21 protein-coding genes are annotated in these 22,104 nt (G+C 63.8%); 15 read left to right on the top strand and 6 right to left on the bottom strand.

Annotated elements, in window-relative coordinates:
• From cmk to Har1131_RS14755, 3 genes are all read right to left on the bottom strand, one after another.
• Positions 1-579 (bottom strand): (d)CMP kinase, encoded by a 579-nt coding sequence (cmk, locus tag Har1131_RS14765; RefSeq protein ID WP_008310814.1) that lies wholly within the window; start codon positions 577-579, stop codon positions 1-3.
• A gap of 45 nt (positions 580-624) precedes the next feature.
• Positions 625-1,515, bottom strand: a complete 891-nt coding sequence (locus tag Har1131_RS14760) for a DUF106 domain-containing protein (protein WP_014039551.1) — start codon at positions 1,513-1,515, stop codon at positions 625-627.
• Between the two features lie 87 nt (positions 1,516-1,602).
• Positions 1,603-2,253 carry an adenylate kinase gene (locus Har1131_RS14755; protein ID WP_151147083.1) on the bottom strand — a complete coding sequence of 217 codons (651 nt, stop codon included), beginning with the start codon at positions 2,251-2,253 and terminating at the stop codon, positions 1,603-1,605.
• 104 nt (positions 2,254-2,357) lie between these two features.
• Between Har1131_RS14755 and Har1131_RS14750 the strand changes: the two genes are divergently transcribed.
• The gene (locus tag Har1131_RS14750) at positions 2,358-2,810 is read left to right on the top strand and encodes a peroxiredoxin (protein WP_050037559.1); all 453 of its coding nucleotides are present in this window, start codon (positions 2,358-2,360) and stop codon (positions 2,808-2,810) included.
• Positions 2,811-2,855: 45 nt separating this feature from the next.
• Here the strand turns inward: Har1131_RS14750 and Har1131_RS14745 are convergent, their stop codons facing one another.
• Complete coding sequence (locus Har1131_RS14745) at positions 2,856-3,731, bottom strand: homoserine kinase (RefSeq protein WP_129756039.1); 876 nt, start codon at positions 3,729-3,731, stop codon at positions 2,856-2,858.
• A gap of 123 nt (positions 3,732-3,854) precedes the next feature.
• Between Har1131_RS14745 and Har1131_RS14740 the strand changes: the two genes are divergently transcribed.
• Both Har1131_RS14740 and Har1131_RS14735 read left to right on the top strand, forming a co-directional pair.
• On the top strand, positions 3,855-6,086 hold the full coding sequence (locus Har1131_RS14740) for a histidine kinase N-terminal 7TM domain-containing protein (RefSeq protein ID WP_050037561.1): 2,232 nt from the start codon (positions 3,855-3,857) through the stop codon (positions 6,084-6,086).
• Positions 6,087-6,097: 11 nt separating this feature from the next.
• Positions 6,098-7,456 (top strand): NAD(P)/FAD-dependent oxidoreductase, encoded by a 1,359-nt coding sequence (locus tag Har1131_RS14735; protein ID WP_151147080.1) that lies wholly within the window; start codon positions 6,098-6,100, stop codon positions 7,454-7,456.
• Positions 7,457-7,495: 39 nt separating this feature from the next.
• On the opposite strand, the gene Har1131_RS14730 is transcribed toward Har1131_RS14735, so the two are convergent.
• A complete protein-coding gene (locus Har1131_RS14730) occupies positions 7,496-8,104 on the bottom strand; it encodes a DUF6149 family protein (RefSeq protein WP_064287829.1) in 609 nt (202 codons plus the stop codon).
• A 131-nt stretch (positions 8,105-8,235) separates the two neighbouring features.
• Between Har1131_RS14730 and Har1131_RS14725 the strand changes: the two genes are divergently transcribed.
• The 11 genes from Har1131_RS14725 (at position 8,236) to Har1131_RS14680 (ending at position 20,186) form a co-directional block, all read left to right on the top strand.
• Entirely contained in the window at positions 8,236-9,486 is a 1,251-nt protein-coding gene (locus Har1131_RS14725; protein WP_014039558.1) for an NAD(P)/FAD-dependent oxidoreductase, read from the top strand.
• Positions 9,487-9,535: 49 nt separating this feature from the next.
• A complete protein-coding gene (locus Har1131_RS14720; RefSeq protein ID WP_050007783.1) occupies positions 9,536-9,760 on the top strand; it encodes a hypothetical protein in 225 nt (74 codons plus the stop codon).
• Between the two features lie 52 nt (positions 9,761-9,812).
• Positions 9,813-10,229 carry a hypothetical protein gene (locus Har1131_RS14715; protein WP_151147076.1) on the top strand — a complete coding sequence of 139 codons (417 nt, stop codon included), beginning with the start codon at positions 9,813-9,815 and terminating at the stop codon, positions 10,227-10,229.
• 74 nt (positions 10,230-10,303) lie between these two features.
• Positions 10,304-11,077, top strand: coding sequence for a hypothetical protein (locus Har1131_RS14710; RefSeq protein ID WP_004963969.1), 774 nt, complete (start codon positions 10,304-10,306; stop codon positions 11,075-11,077).
• Between the two features lie 54 nt (positions 11,078-11,131).
• Positions 11,132-11,665, top strand: coding sequence for a DUF5815 family protein (locus Har1131_RS14705; RefSeq protein ID WP_050037565.1), 534 nt, complete (start codon positions 11,132-11,134; stop codon positions 11,663-11,665).
• 49 nt (positions 11,666-11,714) lie between these two features.
• Entirely contained in the window at positions 11,715-12,224 is a 510-nt protein-coding gene (locus Har1131_RS14700) for a hypothetical protein (RefSeq protein WP_225308126.1), read from the top strand.
• Positions 12,221-12,475: a hypothetical protein gene (locus Har1131_RS22170; protein WP_225308125.1), complete on the top strand. Its 255-nt coding sequence runs from the start codon at positions 12,221-12,223 to the stop codon at positions 12,473-12,475. The genes Har1131_RS14700 and Har1131_RS22170 overlap by 4 nt, the downstream gene beginning before the upstream one ends.
• Positions 12,476-12,562: 87 nt before the next feature.
• Complete coding sequence (locus tag Har1131_RS14695; RefSeq protein WP_014039561.1) at positions 12,563-12,793, top strand: hypothetical protein; 231 nt, start codon at positions 12,563-12,565, stop codon at positions 12,791-12,793.
• 156 nt (positions 12,794-12,949) lie between these two features.
• Positions 12,950-16,201 carry a carbamoyl-phosphate synthase large subunit gene (carB, locus tag Har1131_RS14690; protein WP_151102923.1) on the top strand — a complete coding sequence of 1,084 codons (3,252 nt, stop codon included), beginning with the start codon at positions 12,950-12,952 and terminating at the stop codon, positions 16,199-16,201.
• 107 nt (positions 16,202-16,308) lie between these two features.
• On the top strand, positions 16,309-19,329 hold the full coding sequence (locus Har1131_RS14685) for a PAS domain S-box protein (RefSeq protein WP_151147072.1): 3,021 nt from the start codon (positions 16,309-16,311) through the stop codon (positions 19,327-19,329).
• A 230-nt stretch (positions 19,330-19,559) separates the two neighbouring features.
• Positions 19,560-20,186 (top strand): hypothetical protein, encoded by a 627-nt coding sequence (locus Har1131_RS14680; protein WP_151102925.1) that lies wholly within the window; start codon positions 19,560-19,562, stop codon positions 20,184-20,186.
• A gap of 293 nt (positions 20,187-20,479) precedes the next feature.
• Here Har1131_RS14680 and carA read toward each other — a convergent pair whose 3' ends face one another.
• Entirely contained in the window at positions 20,480-21,526 is a 1,047-nt protein-coding gene (gene carA / locus Har1131_RS14675; protein ID WP_050037568.1) for a glutamine-hydrolyzing carbamoyl-phosphate synthase small subunit, read from the bottom strand.
• 102 nt (positions 21,527-21,628) lie between these two features.
• Here carA and Har1131_RS14670 point away from each other — a divergent pair, with 102 nt between their 5' ends.
• Positions 21,629-22,042 (top strand): Lrp/AsnC family transcriptional regulator, encoded by a 414-nt coding sequence (locus Har1131_RS14670; protein WP_008310783.1) that lies wholly within the window; start codon positions 21,629-21,631, stop codon positions 22,040-22,042.
• Positions 22,043-22,104 lie beyond the last annotated feature (62 nt).

Raw genomic sequence — 22,104 nt, 5'->3', positions numbered from 1 at the left:
TCAGAACTCGTACCGGATGTTCTCGACCGGTGCCTTCCCTTCGTCGCCGTCGGGGCTGTACGATTCGACGGCGTGCAGGGTCACGCTCAGAACGCCCTGCGGGTCCCAGCGGGCGGTGTTGACCGCCAGATCGTAGATAGAGAGGTCGTCGAAATCGATGTCGTAGTAGTCGCTGTAGCGCTGGGCCTCGCTCTCGCCGCGCTCCCGGGTTTCAGTCTTTGCCTGCTCGAAGGGCTTGTTCTCCCGCGTCGCGATGCGGTCGGCGCGTACATCGAGCGGCGCGGTCAGCCACAGTTTCATGTCGGCGTACTCGCCCGCCATCCAGCCGGCGAGACGGGACTCCAGTACGAGGTCGTCGCGCTCGGCGGCGATATCCCGGAGCCGGCGGTCCAGATCGCGGTCGATCTGGTCGTCTTCCTCGGCAGCTTTGTTCAGCTCGAGTGGTGTCATCCCGCGCTCTTCGGCCAGCGAGCGGAAGATATCGCCGCCGCTGACGTGCTCGTAGCTCAGGGCGTCGGCCAGGCTCTTGGCAAGCGTGCTCTTGCCGCTGCCGGCCGGGCCGGAGACGGTAATCAACATAGAGGTGTTCGGGGGGCCCCGATAGAAAGGGCTGTCTCTTCGCGCCTACCCGGTCGGCGTCGTCTCGACGTTGAGCGCCTTCCGGATGATCTGGGTGAACGACAGCGAACACAGGAAGTACCAGACAATCCACGCCTGGACTGGGCCGGCGACGCTGTTGCTCCACGCTTCGACCTCGCCGAAGATGGGGAGCGTAATCACCGGGCTCGCGTCGACGCCGGCTCCGAAGACGATCCAGTAGAGCCAGAGGAACAGCGGAATGTTGACCAGCATGATCCACACCATCGGGCGGAACTGCTGTTTGAACATCCCCATCTGGTCGGTCATCAGCTCCATCTGCTCCTCTTCCAGACGGTCAAGCGCCTCTTGGTCGTCGCGTTCCTTCGCGGCTTTGCGGCGCTCTTTCAGGTCCTCCATCTTCTCCTGATGGTCGCCCATCCCCGACATATCCATGAGGTTGTCCTGGAGAATCGTCGAGGTGGTGCCGGTGATGATCGCAAGCACCAGGATGACGACATAAAAGGGAAGCATATCGTTGAGCGGCCCGAGGACAATGTCGATGACCCCGCCTGCGATAACGTCACGGACCGAGGTCATCGAGTAGCCTGCAAACAGGCCGAGCGTCCCGAGGCCGGCGAGCTTGTCCCACTTCGACCAGCCGCTGTCGTCGTCATCGTCGCTGGGCTCGGCGTCGGACTCTTCAAGCGCCTCGCGGACGCCCTCGGGATCGTCGATGACGAACCCCTCGCCGTCGGCGTCGATGAGCAGGCCGGATTCGATGAGCCGGCCCCACTCGCCGCTCGTGAGGTCGTCGCTCACGTCGCTCCAGGTAACGGTCCCGTTCTCTTCGGCCGCAGCGAGTACCGTCGAGAGCGCATCAGTCATTGCCTCGCCGTCTTCGGCGAGTCGTTCTACCTTCGGCGCGGTACGTGCCATTGTGTGTGCTTGAGGTGCGACGGCATATCAACGTTTTACTCTGACTGTCTCGACGATATCGGCCTCGAACGGCGGTTCCGTCGCGTCTCAGGCCGTCTGTGCGTCGACGGCGTCCTGAATGTCGCTCCAGACCTCGTCGGGCGTCTGTTCGCCATCGACGGCGACGAAGCCGTCGTGGTCCCCGTAGTGGTCGATGACCGGTGCGGTGTTGTCGTCGAACACGTCCAGTCGGTTGCGGACGGACTCCTCGTTGTCGTCGTCGCGCTGGATGAGGTCGCCGCCACAGTCGTCACAGACACCGTCCTCTTCGGGCTGATTGAACTCGACGTGGTAGTTCGTTCCGCAGTCGTCACAGACCCGCCGGCCCGTAAGTCGGTCGACCAGTTCCTCGCGGGACACGTCGAGTGAGAGGATCACGTCGAGTTCGGTCATCCCTTCCAGTTCCTCGGCCTGGTCGAGATTGCGCGGGTAGCCGTCGAGTACGAACCCGTCGGCCTGGGAGAGCGCCTCGTCGACGATGGCGTTGACGACCGCGTCCGGCACGAGGTCGCCCGCTTCCATGTACTCGCGGGGCGTGTCGTACTCGGTGTCCATGTCGCTGATGTCCATGTCCTTGTTCCCCCGGAGCGCGTCACCGGTCGTGATGTGTTCGACGCCGTACGCCTCGGCGAGGTTGGCGCTCTGGGTTCCTTTGCCGGCTCCCGGCGGCCCGAGAATCAGGATTCGCGGATTCGACATATCTCTGGTATCCCCCGGGTCGGTTAAATGGTTGTCCAAATCCTGCCGTCGGGTCGTGCTGCCGCCACCCAAAGGTGTGTCGGCCCCGCCGACCAACCGACGGTATGCTCGAACCCGGAGCGCCAGCGCCCGACGTCAGCGCCCAGAACCAGTTCGGCGAACCCGTCTCGCCCGACTTCGAGGAGCCGACGGTGGTGTACTTCTATCCCGAAGATTTCACCGGCGGCTGTACCATCGAAGCCCGCGACTTTCAGGAACACCTCCCGCAGTTCCGCGAGGGCGGTATCACCGTCTACGGCGTCTCGATGGACGACGTGGCGACCCACGACGAGTTCGCCGAGGAGGAGGGCCTGCTGTACGACCTGCTGGCCGACTCCGACGGGACCGTGGCCGAAGCGTTCGGCCTGGACACCAGTGGCGGCCGGACGGACCGCCGGACGTTCGTGCTGGCCGACGGTGAAGTCAAGTCCGTCTACGACCCAGCCCCCTCGAACCCCGAGGGCCACGCCGAGGAAGTGCTCCACGACGTTCGCAACGAGTACGTCCAGGGTGGATAGACGGCTGTAGCCTGTTTTGCCGCGACAGCATACCGACCACCAGTCTCAGAACACTTCAGCGCCGCCGCCGATTCGGGTCTGGTACACGCGGGCATCGACGCCGCGGTCGCCGAAGGCATCGAGCATCGTGCTCGCGATTTTCCGGCGGTCTTCCTCGGCGCAGGCGGCGATAACGGTCGGACCAGCCCCGGAGATGGTGACACCGGTCGCACCGGCCGCCAGCGCGGCCTCGCGGACCTGTTCGTAGCCGTCGATGAGTTTCGCGCGGGCCGGCGTCACCACGGTGTCGTGCATCCCCTGACCGACGAGTTCGGGGTCGTCGCGGTGCATCCCCGTCGTCAGCGACGCGGCGTTGCCGACCGTCTCTACCATCTGATCGACGCGGGCGGTCTCGGGGACGACGTTGCGCGCGTCCCGCGTGGAAACGACGATGTCGGGGAGACAGGCGACGAGGGGGATGTCGGCATCGACCTGCGTGACGCCCTTCTCGGTCGCGATGGTGAACCCGCCCATGATGGAGGGGGCCACGTTGTCGTCGTGGGCGTCCCCCGAGACGACGGCCTCGCCCTTGGCGGCGATGGGAACCAGCTCCTCGCGGGAGTAGCCGCGGTCGTACAGTTCGTTCAGCCCGACGGCCGCCGCGGCGGCGCTGGCCGCGGAGGAGCCCAGCCCCGATGCGGGACGGACGCCCTTGTCTATCTGAATACGTGCCGGCGCATCGAGCGCCTCGGCGACCGCGCCGACGGTGTTTTTGTCGGGGTCCTCAGGGATATACTGGCTGCCAGCGCCAGTCATTTCGATGGTGACCCGGTCGGCCTTCTCCAGACGGACGACGTCGGCCGGACGCTCCAGTGCGACGCCGAACACGTCGAAGCCGCTCCCGAGGTTCGCACTGGTAGCCGGCGCCCGGACTGTCAGCATGCCTGCGAATTTCAGCAGTGTAGGCAAAAAGGTAGCGAACCGACACTGTGGCCGTTTCGCAGTACTGAGAACGCGGCCCAAAGGCATAATACAGGGAAACCTGACGTTGGAATAGGTATCGATATGGATGTCGACATCGCCACGGTCGCCATCCTCGGGAACGCGGGTGGGGCGCTCATCGGTTTCGCAATCGCTGTCGTCGCCGCCCGAAACCAGGATGTCCCCGGCGCTCGCCAGTACGGCTGGCTCGCGGTCGCTGGGGGCTGCTGGTGTGCTCTCTCGATATGGCAGATACTAGTTTCGGACCCCGCCGCTGTCAGGACAGTGTACCTGCTGTCGCGAACCGCCGCTATGCAGGTCATCGGGCTCTGGGTCGTCTTCGCGCTCGTCTACACCGGCCGACAGTCGTGGCTTCGGCCATCGTCTCTCGTCCCGCTGTTTCTCGTGGTGAACGCGGACGTGCTGTTACTGCTGACGGACCAGGCACACGACCTCGTCGAAGTGGTGGCCGTGCCTGTCACTCAGCTCGGTACGACGCTGGTCGCCATCCAGCGTGGTCCCACGTTCGCGGTACTTCTCGCCGTCAGTTACGGGCTGTTACTGCTCGGATACGCACTCCTGATTGAGTTCTTGTTCCGGTCGCAGAACGTCTATCGGCGACAGACAGCGGCGATCATTATCGGAACCGGCCTTCCGATATTCGTCGCTGTGCTGTATGATTTCGGCTACACGCCGCACCCGGCCATCGACTTCACGCCGGTAGCGTTCTCGCTCAACGCGGTGCTCGTCGGCTGGGTACTGTTCAAGGACGAGTCGCTGTCTGTGACGACGCTGTCGGGTGACACCCTCGTCGACAACCTCCCCGACCCGGTCATCGCTCTCAACGACGACTGTGTCATCATTGATTACAACGCCGCGGCGGCCAGCGCACTGGATCAGCCGGACCCCGACGGAGAGTTGCTTGACGACCTCGTCCCGGGGCTCGTTGACCACATCGAGCGTGGCGAGGTGTTCTCGTTCGGAGATTCGTTCACGTACTACAACCCACAGACGACGAGCCTCACCGACCAGTCCGGGACGGAACGCGGTCGGCTCGTCGTTCTCAGGGACGTGACCGGCCAGCAGCGCCGCCAGGACCGACTCGAAGCGTTACAGGCCGCGACCCAGCAGTTTATCGAGGCCGAGACCGCCGAGGCGGTCGCGGAGATGGCTGTCGAGTTCGCGACGGCCGTCCTCGACCAGAACGCGGCGGGCGTGTTCCTCGAAGACGACGGCATCCTCGAACCGGCCGTCATTAGCGAATCGATTGCGGAACACGTCGAGGACGAACTGCTGTACGCCTCGCCGACGGACGAGCCCGAAAGCAAGCTCTGGAAGACATACGAAACCGGTGAGATACAGGCCGTCTCGCTCGATAAGGACGGACTCGACCCACTGGACAACGCGCTGATGCTGCCGCTTGGCTCCCACGGCGTGATGGCGATTACGTCCCACGACAGCACCCTCGCCACGGAGGACAGGCGATACGCCGCGATTCTGGCACAGACGACGCAGGTCGCCCTCGACCAGGTGGAACGCGAGCGCGAACTCCGCCAGAGCCGCAGTTCTGTCCAGCGACGCCGCGAGCAGATCGAGTTCTTCAACGGCGTCCTCAGACACTCGCTGCACAACGCGATGGTCGTCATCCGCGGCCGCGCGGAGCACATCAGAACCGACGTGCCGCGGTCGAAACGACGGCATCTCGACAGCATCAGCAACTGGTGTGGGAAGCTCACGGAGATGAGCGAAACGATCCGGGATATCAACAACACCGTGACGGCGAGCGAAGCTGAGCGGTTGGACGCCGTCGACCTCAACGCCACACTCCGTCGCTCGATTGAGTCGCTCCGGGTCGAGTACGATTCGGTATCGATCTCCTGTGAACTGGACGGAGACTACAGCGTGCAGGCGAACGAACTGCTCGAAGAGGTCCTCCTGAGCATCCTCCGGAACGCGGTCGACCACAACAACGCTGACACCCCGCAAGTGACCGTCTCGGTCCAGCAGGCCAGCGACTGGCTGCAGGTCCGTATCGCCGACGACGGCCCCGGAATGAGCGACGAACTGAAGACGACGGTGTTCGAACGCGGGCTCTCGCCCGACCAGACCGCTGGCGGCTTCGGCCTCTACTTCGTCTCGGTCATGATGGACCTGTACGGCGGGACGCTCTGGTTCGAGGACAACCACCCGACGGGGACCGTCGCGATCCTCGAATTCCAGCAGGCGGTGACGGGTGATGAGGCGGAAGATGACTTCGGACCCGACGACACGGAGACGGCGGCGACCGAAGCGCAAACTAAATCCCACGACCGCTGATAGGTCGGGGTATGATTGGCGTCGTCGGTGGCGGTATCGCCGGCCTCTCGGCAGCGTACCGGCTCCAGCAACGCGGCCACGAGGTCCGTGTGTTCGAAGCGAGCGAGGATCTGGGCGGCCTGGCAGCGACCTACGAGACGGCCGGGGACCCCATCGAGAAGTTCTATCACCACCTCTCGAAATCCGAGGAAACCATCGTCGAACTCGCCGAGGACCTGGGCCTCGGTGACGCGGTCGAGTGGCACATCGGGGAGAACGCCTACTACGTCGACGGCGTCGTCCACCCCATGGACAAGCCCTGGGAGATCCTCTCGTACCCGCATCTCTCGCTGTACGACACGTTCCGGCTGGGGATGCTCGTCCTCGACATCGACGTTCGCGGCGGCATCCCGTCGTTCGACACCTACGAACGCTTAGAGGACTTCGAGGACGTGCCTATCGAGGAGTTCGTGGTCGAACACACGACGCGGGGCGTCTACGAGAACTTCTTCGAGCCGCTGCTCGACGCGAAGTTCGGCGACCGGAAAGGCGACGTGAGCGCCGCGTGGCTGCTCGGGCGGGTCAAGTTCCGCGGCGAGCGGGACATCCTGAACGGCGAAATCCTGGGCTACTTCGACGGCGGATTCGGTCGCCTGCTCGACACGCTGGTCGACGCCGTCGGCCGCGACAACATCGCCACTGGCACGCGCGTCTCCGACATCGATACGAGCGGCGGGACCGTCTCGTCGTTGACGGCCACGGACGGAACCGAGACGACGGTTCACGAAGCCGACGACGTCGTCGTCGCGGCGATGCCGAACGTACTGGAGGAGTTGACCGGCTACACCTGCGATATCGATTTCCAGGGGACGGTGTGCTCGGTCATCAGCATGGACGAACCCCTGCTGGATACGTACTGGCTGAACATCGCCGACGACGCCCCCTTCGGCGCGCTCATCGAACACACGAACTTCGTCTCCGCCGAGCGGTATGGCGGCGAACATCTGCTGTACGTCGCGCGCTACATCCAGGACGAATCAGAAGCCATCTGGCAACAGAGCGACGACGAGGTTGCCGAGACGTGGCTGGACGGCATCGAATCGCTGTTCCCCGAGTTCGACCGGGACGCCGTCAACTGGATTCGGACGGGGCGCAATCCCCGGACGGCACCGGTGTACGAGCGTGGCTATCTGGACATGGTCATCCCCTACGACCTCGGCGACGCCGTCGCGGACGGCCTCTACTACGCCGGGATGGCCTCGCGCGCCCAGTACCCGGAGCGCTCGCTCAACGGCGGTATCGTCGCGGGCTTCGAATGCGCCGACCGGATCGCAAGCGGACCGACAGCGGCGACGGACCACGATTCGCCGCTTTCGGAAGCCCAGCGCTGAGAGCGTCCTGCCGAAGAAATCCTGTAATCGCCGCCCGAGTCAGTCGCCAGCCGCGCCTTCCACGTCGTCCTCGTCGATGACCGGCGCGTCGGTCGGGCTCACGTCCTCCGGCTCCTCGCGGCCGCCGCCGACGATCATCTCGCCGTCCTCGGTTTCGACGTACACGTCGTCGGCGAACCCACCGACGGCGTGGGGGTGTTCCGGCTCGTCCAGTCGCTCCGGCGTCGACGGTGCGTCGGCAACGCCACCGGCCGGGCGGAACGTCCCGAGCGGGTCGTCGATGGTGATGTCGTGGGCGTCGAAGAAGTCCGCGTACCGCTCGTAGTGGGCTTCGAGTTCGTCGGCCGGGAACTCCATCATCTCCGTCCAGCCGTGGTTGTAGAAGTCGAAGTTCGCCTGGATGTGGGTTATCTCCCGGGCCTCGGCCTCCGAGTAATCTGCCTGGAGCGTGGCCACGTAGGTGTCCATCGTGGCGTCGAAGAAGTCGTCGAGGTGGTCACGCCGCTCCTCCCGGTGGGCCTCGTCGGCCTTCCCGAGGAAGATTTTGGTGTGGAGTTTCACCAGCCCGTAGTTGGCCACCGACCGGACGCCGGGCGTGGTCAGCGCCTTCTTGCTCGCCCAGTGGCGCGGGTTCTGGTATATTTTCATTTCGATCACCGATACGGGCCCCAGCGCCTTCAAATCCTCGACTATCGGCGTCCTTCGCGGTGTTCCGCGCAATATCGCAAACGATACGCAGATAGCAATCCACATTAAGCCCGATTTCGTATCGGCCGTACATGAGCACGTCGCACGTAATCATCGGTGACGGCATCGCGGGTGCGTCCGCAGCCGAGACAATCCGGGAAGCGGACCCGGACGCGTCGGTCACAGTCCTGACCGACGAGGGGGAGGCACTGTATAACCGGATCCTCATCAAGGAGTTCGCCAAGGGGAAGCTGCCGGAAGCGCCGATCTCCATTCACGAGCCGGAGTGGTACGACGAGCGTGACATCGACCTGCAGCTGAACACCCACGTAACGGACATCGATCCCGACGCTCACGAGATCCACACCCACAAGGGGGACACCTACGAGTACGACAAGCTGCTGGTGGCCACGGGCGGGACGCCAGCACAGCTACCGGTCGAGAACAGCGACGCCGACGGCATCCACCACTTCTGGACGTTCCAGGACGCGCGTGGCATCCGCGAGCACGCTGATGAGTCCGATCAGGGCATCATCGTCGGGGCGGGCCTGCTCGGCATCGACCTCGCGGCGGTCTGTGCCGCTCAGGAAATCGACGCGAAGTACCTGATGCGTGGCAACCGCTGGTGGCGCTACGCGCTCTCGGAGGACGGCGCGGAGATCATCCACGAGGCCCTCGAAGAGAACGGCGTCGAACCCGTCTTCGAGTCCGGCGTCGACCACTTCGAAGTCGACGACGACGGCCACGTCACCGGTGCCGTCGACCCCGACGGCAACCACTACGACGGCGAGTGGGCCGGCGTCGCTATCGGCCTCGATTTCAACACCGAGTTCCTCAACGGAACGGGGCTCGAACTCGACGACGGCGTCGTCGTCGACGAGTACATGCAGACCAACGTCGAGGACATCTACGCCGCGGGCGACCTCACCAAGTTCTACGACACCATCCTCGACTCCCAGGCGCAAAACGGCGCGTGGGGCTCGGCCAAGGAACAGGGGTCGGTCGCCGGGACGAACATGGTCGCAGACGCCGAGGAGAAGGAGTTCCGCTGGGTCTCCTCGTACTCCATCACGCACTTCGACTTCCCGTTCCTCTCCTTCGGGCACCCGACCCGCGGCGACGACGAGGCCGAACGGAAGTACTCCGACAGCGAGTGGCGGCGTCTCGCCTTCGAGGACGGACAGCTCATCGGCGGCGTGCTGATCGGCGACCTCTCACAGCAGTCGGCGTTCAAACAGCTCATCCGCGAAGAGCGGCAGGTCGCCGACAAGAAGGAACTGCTGCTGGAGAAGGAAGTGGACCTCGAAGAAGTCAAGGCACAGACGCCCGCACCGGCCGAATAAGGCTCGCCGACACCGATCTTTTTCAGCGCTGCGGACGTTAGCGATGCGTATGCGTGACGCCCTCTCCAGCATCGTTGTCCGGCTCATTCGTCGTGACGGCCAGTCGGGTGCGGCAGACGCAGCAGCCGATGACAGCGGTAGCTTCGCCGGCTCGCTGCTCGATGCGTCGGTCAATTACAGTCACGGCCAGAGCGACCGTCAGGCCTCCAGCGAGATGGCGGAGCTACAAGAGGAGGCTAACCGGCTCGCCGAGCAGGACCAGCACCGAAAGTAACTGCCCGCGGGAGAACGACGCTCTTTTTTCGGCCTAAAGCGGAGTGTCGCGTATGGATGGCGGCAGCGGCGATATGACACTCGCGTTCGACCTCGACGCCCTCAAGCAACTGGCCTATCCGGACAGCGTGTTCAACGACGCGCGCCAGTGGTCTGAGTACGTCGGCGTCATCTCCGAACAGCCCACCTACGTCGTGACCAACTTCACCCGGAAACACCGGATCAGACAGGACTTCTTCTCGGGGCCGCGCGGCCGCGAGGAGAGCCTCGAAAACGTCAAAGAGCAGTTCGACACTGACCGGCACGTCTTTGTCGGCGCGAACGACGAGGACGCCGACCTCGCCGAGACGGCAGGCTGGGAGTACCTCCCCGTCACGCAGGCCGCGGAGGCGGCCGACTGGGACCTCGGCGAACCGGAGACGCCGGACGCGACAACCGACGCGGACGAGGAGCGCGACGACTGGCCGTAGGCGGCACGGCTCCGCTGTCGGCGGGAACCTTCGATTCGAATAGTTTTATATTTTCCCGGAGAGCGACTGAAGATATGGCCCTCCAGATCGGCCGTGCTTTCCAGGACGGTATTGACGAACTACTCAGCGAACGTGGGGCGATGTTTGCCGGCGTATTCATCGTCTATGGATTGCTCAGCTCTGTTGTCTGGGCGTCACTTTCGCAGGCGTTCACAGAACTGTTTCTGGGGCGACTGCCGAGCGATGCACAGGTAAATCAGGCAGCAATGGCTGGGGGTACCCCACTGGCACTCGACCTGCCGCTTGCAGTTGCTGGCGTCGGTGCGCTCGTGTTGCTTATCCTCAATGAGGCGCTGAACATCGTCGCAATCCGTGCCTTTGCCAGTGATGACCGCGAACCGATTCCCGACAATGTGGGCCGACGGCTCGGGAGGACCGTTGTGGTCGCGATCGCAGCCGGCATCCTCACCACTATCGCAGTGGGTATCGGCCTCATTCTACTCATCATCCCCGGACTGGTGTTTGGACTCCTGTTCTTCTTTGTCCGACAGGAGATTGCACTGAACGACAGCGGCGTTATCGAATCAATTAGCAACAGTGTCAGCGTCGTCACCGACAACCTCCTCGCCACGTTCGTTCTGGCTATTGTGCTCGTGGTGCTTGGATTCGTTCTCGGAGGTGCCGTCAGCTTCCTCCCGATCTCGTTGCCGCCGATGGTGTTGGCGACAGTCTCTACTGTCTTCTCAAGTGTCGTCAGCGTCTTCTCAATCGCTGTGACGACTGTCGCGTACCTCCAAGCAACGGGGTCCAGCTACACACAGGATACAGAGTCCATCGGCGGGCTCTAACCCGCTGTAGTCCGTATCGCGGCCTTTAACCACGCGAGCGACCAATCACGGGTAATGGCTGAACCGCGCGTGCCCGGTGGGCGCGAGTCCGAACTCGAACTGGCCTGTGGCGAACTCGTCGACACGCATGACCTCCATCTGGGGATGCGGGAGTTCGCGTGTGACTGTGGGCAGACTCACGCCGTCGTGCTCGACCCGCACCCGCTGGCACGCTTCGTTCCGGAGTTTCTCACCGAAGTGCTGCACGCGACTATCGAGACCAACGACGACTACGACGAGTTCACCACTGTCCACCTGATGGGCGTCGTCATGGAGGAGTTCCCGGAGAAAGTCGTCGCCGCCGACACCAGCGAGGACGGGTCGGTCGGCTTCTCGCTGGCGTGGGTGAGCGACTTCGACTCCCGCCGCCTCCACGAAATCGTCGTCGAACTGCTCGTGGAACTGATGGAACACGCAATCAGCCACGCCGAGGACGACGACGTGATGGCGGAGTTCGAGGAGCAGATGCTCCAGTTCGACGTCGACGCGTTCGTCGAGCAGTACCGGGACGAGCGGAACTTCGACGGCCGGTCGGACACCGCCATCTGAGGCCGACTGCGACCTGAGTACTTAGTTGGTCCGGTCCCCACGCTGACGCATGGCGGGTCGCGTCGCGGTCGTGCTCTTGCTTCTGGTTTTTGCGGGCTGTGGAGCCTTCGGCGGGGCGGAGCGACAGACGGTGACGCCAGTTCCGGTCCCCGAGCAGTCTCAGGACGACCGGGTCGAACCCGCCCTGACCGAGGACGCCGTCGACGCCAGGCGACTCGCGGCGGCACATCGGCGTGCAACGCGGAACCGCTCGTACGTGCTTGGAATGCGGCTGTCGCTGGAATGGGGCACGCAGGTCGTCTCGCTCGTCGTCGAAGACAGGTATCACTACCAGTTCCGGACCGAAATCCTCGATCAGAACTACACTAAGCGGGTGTACACCAACGGGAACCGACGCTACGTCTACGACGAGCGAGCACAGGGGGCCGGACCGCAGCGAGGCGGCCAACTCCGGTCAGCGGGGTACTCGACCCCGACCCCGCGCGACTCATCGAAGCCTATCTCGCGACAAACGTCAGCGTTGAGCGACCCAGAGACGACTGCGACACCTGTCGCGTGACGCTGACGGCGACGGACCCACCGGCGGCGTTCGAACCGGCCGACAATTACAGCGCACGGGCGACTGTCCGGCCGGACGGACTCGTCCGGTCGCTCACCGTCTCGTACTGGGACCGCTCCAGAAACTCGCTGGTCAGCTACGAAATCCGGTACTCTGCAGTCGGCGAGACAACCGTTTCCCGACCGACGTGGGTCCGAAAGCGCTGGGGGAACGCGACAGACAGCGACCCCGAACTGTCCGACAGCCAGTGACTCGCCGCTGTCGGTCGATTTCCCGAAATCAGCCGTCTGACTGTTGTCTGACGGTGTTATATGATGGTTGCGGTGTTGTAACTGTGTATGGCTATACGTGAGGGAGAGTTCGAGCGCATCCTGACAGTGCTCGAAGAAGCTGACACCGACGGCACGCTGACGGCCCGCGAGATCTGTGACCTGCTCGAAGAGCACGACGAGGCGTTCGGGAGTGCCCACCGGGTAGCGACTGTCCTCGGTCGCCGTGCGCAGTCCGGCGAGGTCGAGGTCATTCAGGGCCAGCCCTACCGGTATCGCGTTCCCGACCGCGACAACTGACGCCTCTCAGCACCGCTGCCGTCGGAATTCTAACTTGTGGCTTCTCTGTGAGACAGCCAATCGTATGACACTCATACGTTACGATATTCGAAATTAGGCTTCGAGCTTCGCATTGTTTCGCCGGGCTTATTACGATGTATAGACTCCGCTCGTACAATGACAGCGGACGAGGACCGTACAATCCTACTCATCGGCAGCGGCCCGATCAAGATCGGACAGGCGGCCGAGTTCGATTACTCCGGCGCACAGGCGTGTCGTGCCCTTCAGGAAGAGGGTGCCCGCGTCGTGCTCGTGAACTCGAACCCGGCGACGATTATGACCGACCCGGAGATGGCGGACAAGGTGTATCTCGAACCCATCAACACCGAAGCCATCTCTGAGATTATCCGGAAAGAAAACCCCGACGGCGTCATCGCCGGTCTGGGCGGCCAGACCGGCCTGAACGTCACGGCCGAACTCGCCGAGGAGGGCGTCCTCGACGAGTACGACGTGGACGTGATGGGGACGCCACTGGACACCATCTACGCGACGGAGGACCGCGACCTGTTCAAACAGCGGATGGAGGACATCGGTGAACCGGTGCCGCGCTCGACGACCATCACGCTCGACGAGGGCGAGTCGGTCACCGATCTGGACGAGGAATCGCTCGTGGACCGCGTCGAAGCGGCCGTCGACGAGGTCGGCGGGCTCCCCGTCATCGCACGCACGACGTACACGCTCGGTGGCTCCGGCTCCGGCGTCGTCGACGAGATGGACGAACTCATCGAACGCGTCCGCAAGGGCCTGCGCCTCTCGCGCAACAACGAGGTCCTCATCACCGAATCCATCTCCGGCTGGGTCGAACTCGAATACGAGGTGATGCGCGACGCCGACGACTCCTGTATCATCATCTGCAACATGGAGAACATCGACCCGATGGGTATCCACACCGGAGAGTCGACCGTCGTCACCCCCTCGCAGGTCATCCCCGACGAGGGCCATCAGGAGATGCGCGACTCCGCGCTGAAAGTCATCCGCGACCTCGGCATCCAAGGCGGCTGTAACATCCAGTTCGCCTGGCACGACGACGGCACGCCCGGCGGCGAGTACCGCGTGGTCGAGGTGAACCCGCGTGTCTCCCGCTCCTCTGCGCTGGCCTCGAAGGCAACCGGCTACCCGATTGCCCGTGTCACCGCGAAGGTCGCGCTCGGCAAGCGCCTCCACGAAATCGACAACGAAATTACCGGCGAGACGACCGCCGCTTTCGAGCCGGCTATCGACTACGTCGTGACGAAAGTGCCGCGCTGGCCTATCGACAAGTTCCGCGACACGGAGTTCGAACTGTCGACGGCGATGAAATCCACCGGCGAGGCGATGTCCATCGGTCGGACCTTCCCCGAGAGCCTGCTGAAGGCCCTTCGCTCCTCGGAGTACAACCCGGCTGCCGACTTCAACGAGATCGCCGATGCGGAACTCGAAACGGAGTACCTCGAAAAGCCGACGCCGGACCGCCCGTACGCGATGTTCGAGGCGTTCTGCCGCGGCTACACCGTCGAGGAAGTCGTCGATATCACCGACATCAAGGAATGGTACGTCGAGCGGTTCAAAGAGGTCGCCGACGCCGCCGACGCCGCCCGCGAGGGCGACTACGAGACCGCCGCACAGGCCGGCTTTACTGATCAGGAGATCACCGCGCTGGCCGGCGGCGAGTTCAACGACACGCACGTCTCCTGGCTCCCGGCGGACCTCGACGAGGACGGCGGCGACGAGCCGGAAGTCGAAGCGGCGACGGATGGCTCTGGTGTCACAGTTGACGCCGTCGAGACCGAAACGACCGACCGCGACTTCAAACTCGTCGACACCTGCGCCGGCGAGTTCGAGGCGACGACGCCGTACTACTACTCAACGCGGGACCCACTGTCGGGTATCGACCGCGACGAACTCCAGATCGACCCGGACCTCGAAAGTGTCGTGGTCGTCGGTGGCGGCCCCATCCGTATCGGGCAGGGCGTGGAGTTCGACTACTGCTCGGTCCACGCGGTCCGCGCACTGGAGGACCTGGGCATCGACGCCCACGTCGTCAACAACAACCCCGAGACGGTGTCGACGGACTACGACACCTCCGACGGGCTGTTCTTCGAGCCGGTCACCGCCGAGGAAGTCGCCGACGTGATCGAGGCGACCGAAGCCGACGGCGTGATGGTCCAGTTCGGCGGCCAGACCTCCGTCGACATCGGCCACCCGCTCGAACAGGAACTCCAACGCCGCGACCTCGACTGTGAGATCATGGGGACCTCCGTCGACGCGATGGACCTCGCCGAGGACCGCGACCGATTCAACAAGCTGATGGACGAACTCGGCATCTCACAGGCCGAAGGTGGCTCGGCAACGTCCAAGGAGGAGGCCCTCGACCTGGCCCACGACATCGGCTACCCCGTCCTCGTGCGCCCGAGCTACGTGCTCGGCGGCCGCGCGATGGACGTGGTGTACAACGACGAGGACCTCGAAACGTACATCGAGGAGGCCGTCCGCGTGAGCCCGGACAAGCCGATTCTCGTCGACGAGTTCCTCGCCGACGCCGTCGAACTGGACGTCGACGCCGTGGCCGACGAGGACGACGTCCTCATCGGCGGCGTGATGGAACACGTCGAGACGGCGGGTATCCACTCGGGCGACTCCGCCTGTATGATTCCGCCACGGTCCCAGGAGATCAAAGACGTGATGCCGCGCATCCGCGAGGTCGTCGAGGACATCGCCGACGCGCTCGACACCGTCGGTCTGCTGAACGTCCAGCTCGCCGTCCGTGACGGCGAGGTGTTCGTCCTCGAAGCGAACCCGCGCTCGTCCCGTACCGTTCCGTTCATCTCCAAGACGGCCGGCGTCCCGATCGCGAAGATCGCCGCCAAGGTGATGTCCGGCGCGACGCTATCGGAACTCGACGTGCAGGAGCAGATCCCCGAGCAGGTCTCTGTCAAGGAAGTCGTCCTGCCCTTCGACCGCCTGCCGGGGTCGGACCCGCGTCTCGGCCCGGAGATGAAATCCACCGGCGAGGTCATGGGCACCGCCGGTTCCTTCGGCAAGGCCTACCAGAAGGCCCAGATGGCCGTCGGCAAGGCAATCCCGCTTGAGGGGACGGCCATCGTCGACCTGCCCATCCTCGGCTTCGAGGAGCACTTCGACGTACAGGACTTCGACGACTACGAGGACACCGACGCTATCATCGACGCCATCCAGAGCGGCGAGGTCGACCTCGTCCTCTCCCGCGACCGCGACGTGCTGGAAGCCTGCGTCGAGGAGACCGTGACGTACTTCTCGACCCACGAGAGCGCCGAGGCGGCGCTGGAAGCCATCAACTCCGCCGACCAGCCACTCGCCGTCCAGGCCATCGACGAACGGCCAAAGACCCAGCGCGAGTGGGGCGCTGAGTAACGCCGGCTAGCCGCGGGAGCAAACCGCTCACCGCGGCGGCACCGATTCCTGTCACTCGAACAGATCGGCACAAATACTTATTCGTTGGACACGCTCATATACTCTCCATGGCCGATGCAGTACGTGTCCTACACGTCGAGGACGACCCCGAGTTCGCGTCGATGACGGCGGCGTTTCTCAGCCGTACCGACGACCGCTTCGACGTGATTTCGGCAACATCGGCGAGCGAGGGGCTCACCCGGCTCAGCGAGGAGCCTATCGACTGCGTCGTCTCGGATTTCGATATGCCCGGCCAGGACGGCATCGAGTTTCTGGAATCCGTCCGGGCCGTCGACGAAGACCTCCCGTTCATTCTCTTTACCGGGAAAGGCTCCGAGGAAGTAGCCAGCGAGGCGATTTCGGCCGGTGTGACGGACTACCTCCAGAAGCAGCAAGGCACTGACCAGTACACGATTCTGGCCAACCGAATCGCCAACGCGGTCGAGCAGTACCGGTCACAGCGAGCACTGGATGCGAGCCGGAAGCGGCTCTCGCTGTTTATCGATAAGTCACCGCTCGGCGTCATCGAGTGGGACGAGAGCTTCGAGGTGGTTCAGGTCAACGAGAAAGGCGAGGAGATTCTCCGGCGTGGGGAAGCGGCCCTCGTCGGCAAGGAGTTCGAGACGCTCGTTCCGGACTCGGCGCTGGATGCGGTCGAAGAGACGATCACGGCCCTACAGGAAGCCAGCGGTGGCTACTATACCGTGCTCGATATCGAGACCGGCGACGGCGAGCAGATCGTCTGTGAGTGGCACAACCGCACCATCCGAGAAGACGGGGAGACCGTCGCGATCTTCTCACAGTTTCGGGAGATAACGGAGCGCCGGCAGCGACAGCAGCGTATCGAGGCACTGCACGACACAACGCGGGAACTGATGCACGTTGAGTCACGCGAGGCTGCCGCCGAACTGGTCGTCGAAACCGCACGCGACCTGCTCGGGCTGCCGCTCAGCGCCGTTTTTCTCGCCGACGAGTCGGCCGACGCTCTCAGACCGGCTGCGGTGACCGACCAGGCACAGGCGATCATCGACGAGCATCCGACGTTTCGCGAGGGCGACAGCCTCGTCTGGGAGGTGTTCGAATCCGGCGAACAGCGTGTCTTCGACGATGTCTCCACTATCCCCGGCCGCTACAACCCCGACACTGACATCAGCAGCGAGATTCTGATCCCACTGGGCGACCACGGGGTGCTGATCGCCGCATCAACCGATGCCGCAGCGTTCGAGGACGCATCGGTCTCACTGATGCGGACTCTCGCTGCCAACACCGAAGAGGCGCTTTCCAGACTCGACCGGCAGCAAGAGCTCAGAACGCTCACGGAACGCCACGAACTCGCGCTTGAAGGTGCCGAACTCGGCGTCTGGGACTGGAACGTCAAGACGGATGAAGTCACCTTCGACGAGCGCTGGGCCGATATGCTCGGCTACTCGCTCGACGACCTCGAGCCGTCGGCAGACACCTGGGACGAACTGATCCACCCCGAAGACCGCGAGCGGACCTACGAAGCACTGAACGCACACTTCGACGGTGAGACGGAGATCTACGAGTGCGACCACCGACTCAAGACGGCCACCGGTGATTACCGATGGATCCGCGACATCGGTAAGGTGTTCGAACGCGACGAGAACGGCGACCCGGTACGTGCGGTGGGAATCCATCAGGACGTGACCGACCACAAAGAACGGAAACAGGCCCTCGAAGACACGAGCCGCAAACTGCAGGTCATTCTCGATACAGCGCCGACGTACATCCTGATGAAAGATACCGACAGCCGCTTTCTCTTCATTAACAGCGCGGCCCGTGACCTCTACGGGATCGACGCTGACGAGTCCGTCGTCGGGACGAGCGATTACGATATTCTCCCGGACCACATCGCGGAGCAGACCCACGCCGACGATCAGCGGGCCCTCGAACAGAAAGAAACCGTCGAAGTCGAGACGGTGATTCCTGTCGACGGGACGGAGCGGACACATCTGACGCGGAAGACGCCGATACTCGACGAGGACGGCGAGCCGTACGCCCTCTGTGTCGTTGCGACCGACATCACCGAACAGAAACGGCGCGAGCGGGAGTTGGCCCGCCTCACCGACGAGTACGAGGCGGTGTTCGAGAACACGAACGACGCCATCGCGCTCGTCGACATCGAGGACTCGGCGGACGATCCGACGTTCCGCTACGTCCGGACGAACGAGGCCTACGAACGACAGAGCGGATTCGAAACCGAGTCACTGACCGGTCAGACCCCAATCGAGGCTGCCGGCCCGGACACCGGCCGTCGAATCACCGACCACTACGAGCGGTGTGTCTCGGCCGGCGAAACCATCACGTTCGAGGAGCGGGACCTCCACCCGACCGGCGTCTGGGAGACGCAGGTGACACCGATCTTCGCTGACGGGGAGATCGACCGACTCGTTGCGATCTCCCGGGATATCTCCGACCGCATCGAGTACCGCGAGCAACTGGAGCGGCAGAACGACCGGCTCGAAGAGTTCGCGAGCATCGTCAGCCACGACCTCCGGAACCCGCTTAGCGTCCTCGAAGGTTCGCTCGCCCTCGCCAGAGACACCGGCAACGACGAGCAGTTCGACCGCTGTTACCGTGCTATCGACCGTATGAAGGAACTCATCGAGGACCTGCTGACTCTCGCCCGTGAGGGAGACACGGTCTCGGAAACGGAGCCGCTCGCCCTCGAATCGACTGTCCTGTCCTGCTGGCAGGCCGTCGAGACGTCTGATGCCACCCTCGAAGTCACTGCCGAGAGCACGATCTACGCCGACGAGAGCCGCGTTCGCCAGCTCCTCGAGAACCTCATCAACAACGCCGTGACACACGGCGGCCCGGCCGTCACTGTCGAGGTCGGTGATCTCACCGATTCGGGCTTTTACGTCGCCGATGACGGCGGCGGTATCCCGGCTGAACAACACGAAACGGTGTTTGAGAGCGGCTACACCACCACTGACGGTGGCACCGGGTTCGGCCTCGCTATCGTCAAGGAGATCGCGGCGGCACACGACTGGTCGGTGTCCGTGACTGAGAGCGACGACGGCGGCGCACGGTTCGAGTTCCGGGGCGTCAGACAGGAGTTCTGAGCCTGTGGAGCTGTGATGACTGCTCGCCGTGGATACTCCTCCCTCTTTCTGGCCTTACAACTCAGCAGTATTACGCCAATATGGTGGAGATAGATAGTAAGTATTCATATATCGGTGCCTATCTGTCTTGTTCTGGGACAATAATGGCACGTTCGTAACACTCATTCCTGCGGCTGTGGCAGTAGCTGTATGGATCGCGTTGCAATCACCGTCGCCGCTCCGGAAAGCCGATGATAGAAGACGTCACCGAGCGGGCGGAGACAGTTGCGGAGATGGCTCCCGATAGCTCGGTAACGACGGCAGTCCTCGCCGGACACGAGAGTCGGTTCTCCGGGTCACCACCGCTGAACAACCCACCGCTGACGTACCTCGACGGCGCGGAAGCCCCGGCGTATCTCCTGACCAACGGGAAGCGCGGCATCGGGCGCGGGACGAAACGCAAGACCGACTCACCGGTCGGCGACCGTCGGACGGTCATTCTGATTACTGGCCGCCGGACGCTCTGTCTCATCGGGAAAGACGAGGACGACGAAGTCATCGAGGTCCCACACGAGGCGGTTGCCGACGTTACCACCAAGTCCGGATTCCGTGCGCACCGCCTCGCGCTCCGCACCCCACGGAAGATGTATCACTGCTGGGTGCACCGCAAGACCGACAAGACAACCCTGAACGCGGCCGCCGAGTTCATCGAAAACCATCAGCAGGACAGCCCGGACGCAATCGACGGCGACGACACCGCCAACCGGGTCATGTATCGCGGCCGCCCCGTCGCACCACAAGACACCACAAACGAAGACGAAGACAGCGACCAGACCACGTACTACCGCGGACAGCCAATCGACGACGACAGCGACTGAGAGACGTGGCTTATGTGCGTGCGAACCGCGCTGCTCACGGTTCCTGTCGTCATCGTTCGCGTCTCGCGGTTCTCACTCGCTTCGCTCGCTCCGAACCGCGCTACTGCTCGCGGGTCACTCCGTTCCCCGTCGTCGGGCGGCAATGCCGCCCGACTGCCTGCGGGACCAAAGGTCCCGCTCCCCGCTCACAATTCCGAGGGCCGCTCCTTTCAGTCGCGCCCCTCGCTACTCCTCACGGCTCCTACCGTCGCCGTTCGGGCATTCGGAGACCCCTCGCTACGCTCGGGTTCTCCCTACTCCCCCGCCATCCCTAGCACATCATCAAAGAAGCCGAGCGAGTCGTGCGGGCCGGGGTTGGCCTCGGGGTGGTACTGACGCGTGATGATGTCCAGGTCGTCGTTTTCCAGCCCTTCCGGCGTATCGTCGTTGACGTTGACCTGGGTCACGTCGAGTTTGTCGCCGGGGTCGGCGACGGTGTAGCCGTGGTTCTGGGTCGTCATCACGACCTGGTTCGAACGCAGGTCACGGACCGGCTGGTTCACGCCGCGGTGGCCGAATTCCATTTTCTCGGTTTCGCCGCCGAGCGCGTTGGCGACGACCTGCTGGCCGAGACAGATGCCCGCGAGCGGCACGTCGCCGACGTAGGTCTCGACGAGTTCCCCAGCCTGCTCGAAGTTCTCAGGGTCGCCGGGGCCGTTCGAGATGAACAGCAGATCCGGGTCGACCGCGGCCACGTCGTCCTCGCTGGCGTCGTATGGGAAGACGTAGACCTCGGCGTCGCGTTCGACGAGCGACTCGGCGATGGAGCCCTTCGCGCCGCAGTCGACCAGCGCGACTGTCGCACCGTCGCCGCCCTCGTTGTGGACCTCCACGTCGTCGACGGAGACCTGCGCGCCGATGTCGGTGTGGTCGGACATGTGTTTGCACTCGTGGAGTTCGTCGAGCGCGTCCTGCTCGGTCACGTCCGGCCCGGCGGCGATGCCGCATTTCATCGCCCCCTCGTCGCGGATCTCGGTGACGATATCGCGCGTGTCGAGGTGGTCCACAGCGGGGACGCCCTCGGACTCCAGCCACTCGGCCACGTCGTCGGTCATCTCGCGAGCCACTGCCGCGCGCGGGTGGATGCGGTCGGACTCGAAGCGCTCCTCTCGGACGCCGTAGTTCCCGATGAGCGGGTAGGAGAACGTCAGCACCTGCTCCTCGTAGGACGGGTCGGTGAGGCTCTCCTCGTAACCGGTGTACGCTGTTGTAAAGACCAGTTCGCCACGGGCGGTGCCCGGAGCGCGAGCGCGCGCCTCGATGACGCGGTCGCCCTCGATTGCCACGTATGCGTCAGCCATTACGAGATGCGTACACTATAGTCGGCCATAAGGGTTGCTTTCGAAGACGAGTTTCGAATTTCGTAATCCTCAAGTCATGGCCGGTGATACTGTCACATCTCGATGGACGACCTCGACAGAGAGATACTCTCGATACTTCGCCGGGACGCCCGAACCCCGTATACTGAGATCGCGGACCGGGTCGGCACGTCGGAAGGGACCGTGCGAAACCGCGTCGAACGACTGGTCGAGGACGGTGTTATCGAACGCTTCACTGTCGCGACGCGGACCGGCAACGTGAAAGCGATGATCGAGGTCAGCGTCGATGTCAACGTCGACACGGCCGAGGTTTCGGACCGCATCGCTGACTGGCAGCAGGTCGATTTCGTGTGGCAAGTCTCCGGCGAGGAGGACATCGTCGTCGTCGTCGACGCCGCCGACACCGACGCGGTTAACGGGCTCATCACGCAGGCGCGCGAGCTGGAGGAGGTTGTGGGGACGAAGACGAGGCTAATTTTGAACGAGCGAGTTGGGTAACGCGCAGCACCGCCGCGAACAGCAGGCGGAGCCGTGGTCCCCACCAGCACCGACGTGGCACC

This window comes from Haloarcula sp. CBA1131, assembly GCF_008728975.1.
Classification (GTDB): domain Archaea; phylum Halobacteriota; class Halobacteria; order Halobacteriales; family Haloarculaceae; genus Haloarcula; species Haloarcula hispanica.
Note: the sequence above shows the minus strand (reverse complement) of the source record. Positions and strands in the feature narration are given on the sequence as shown.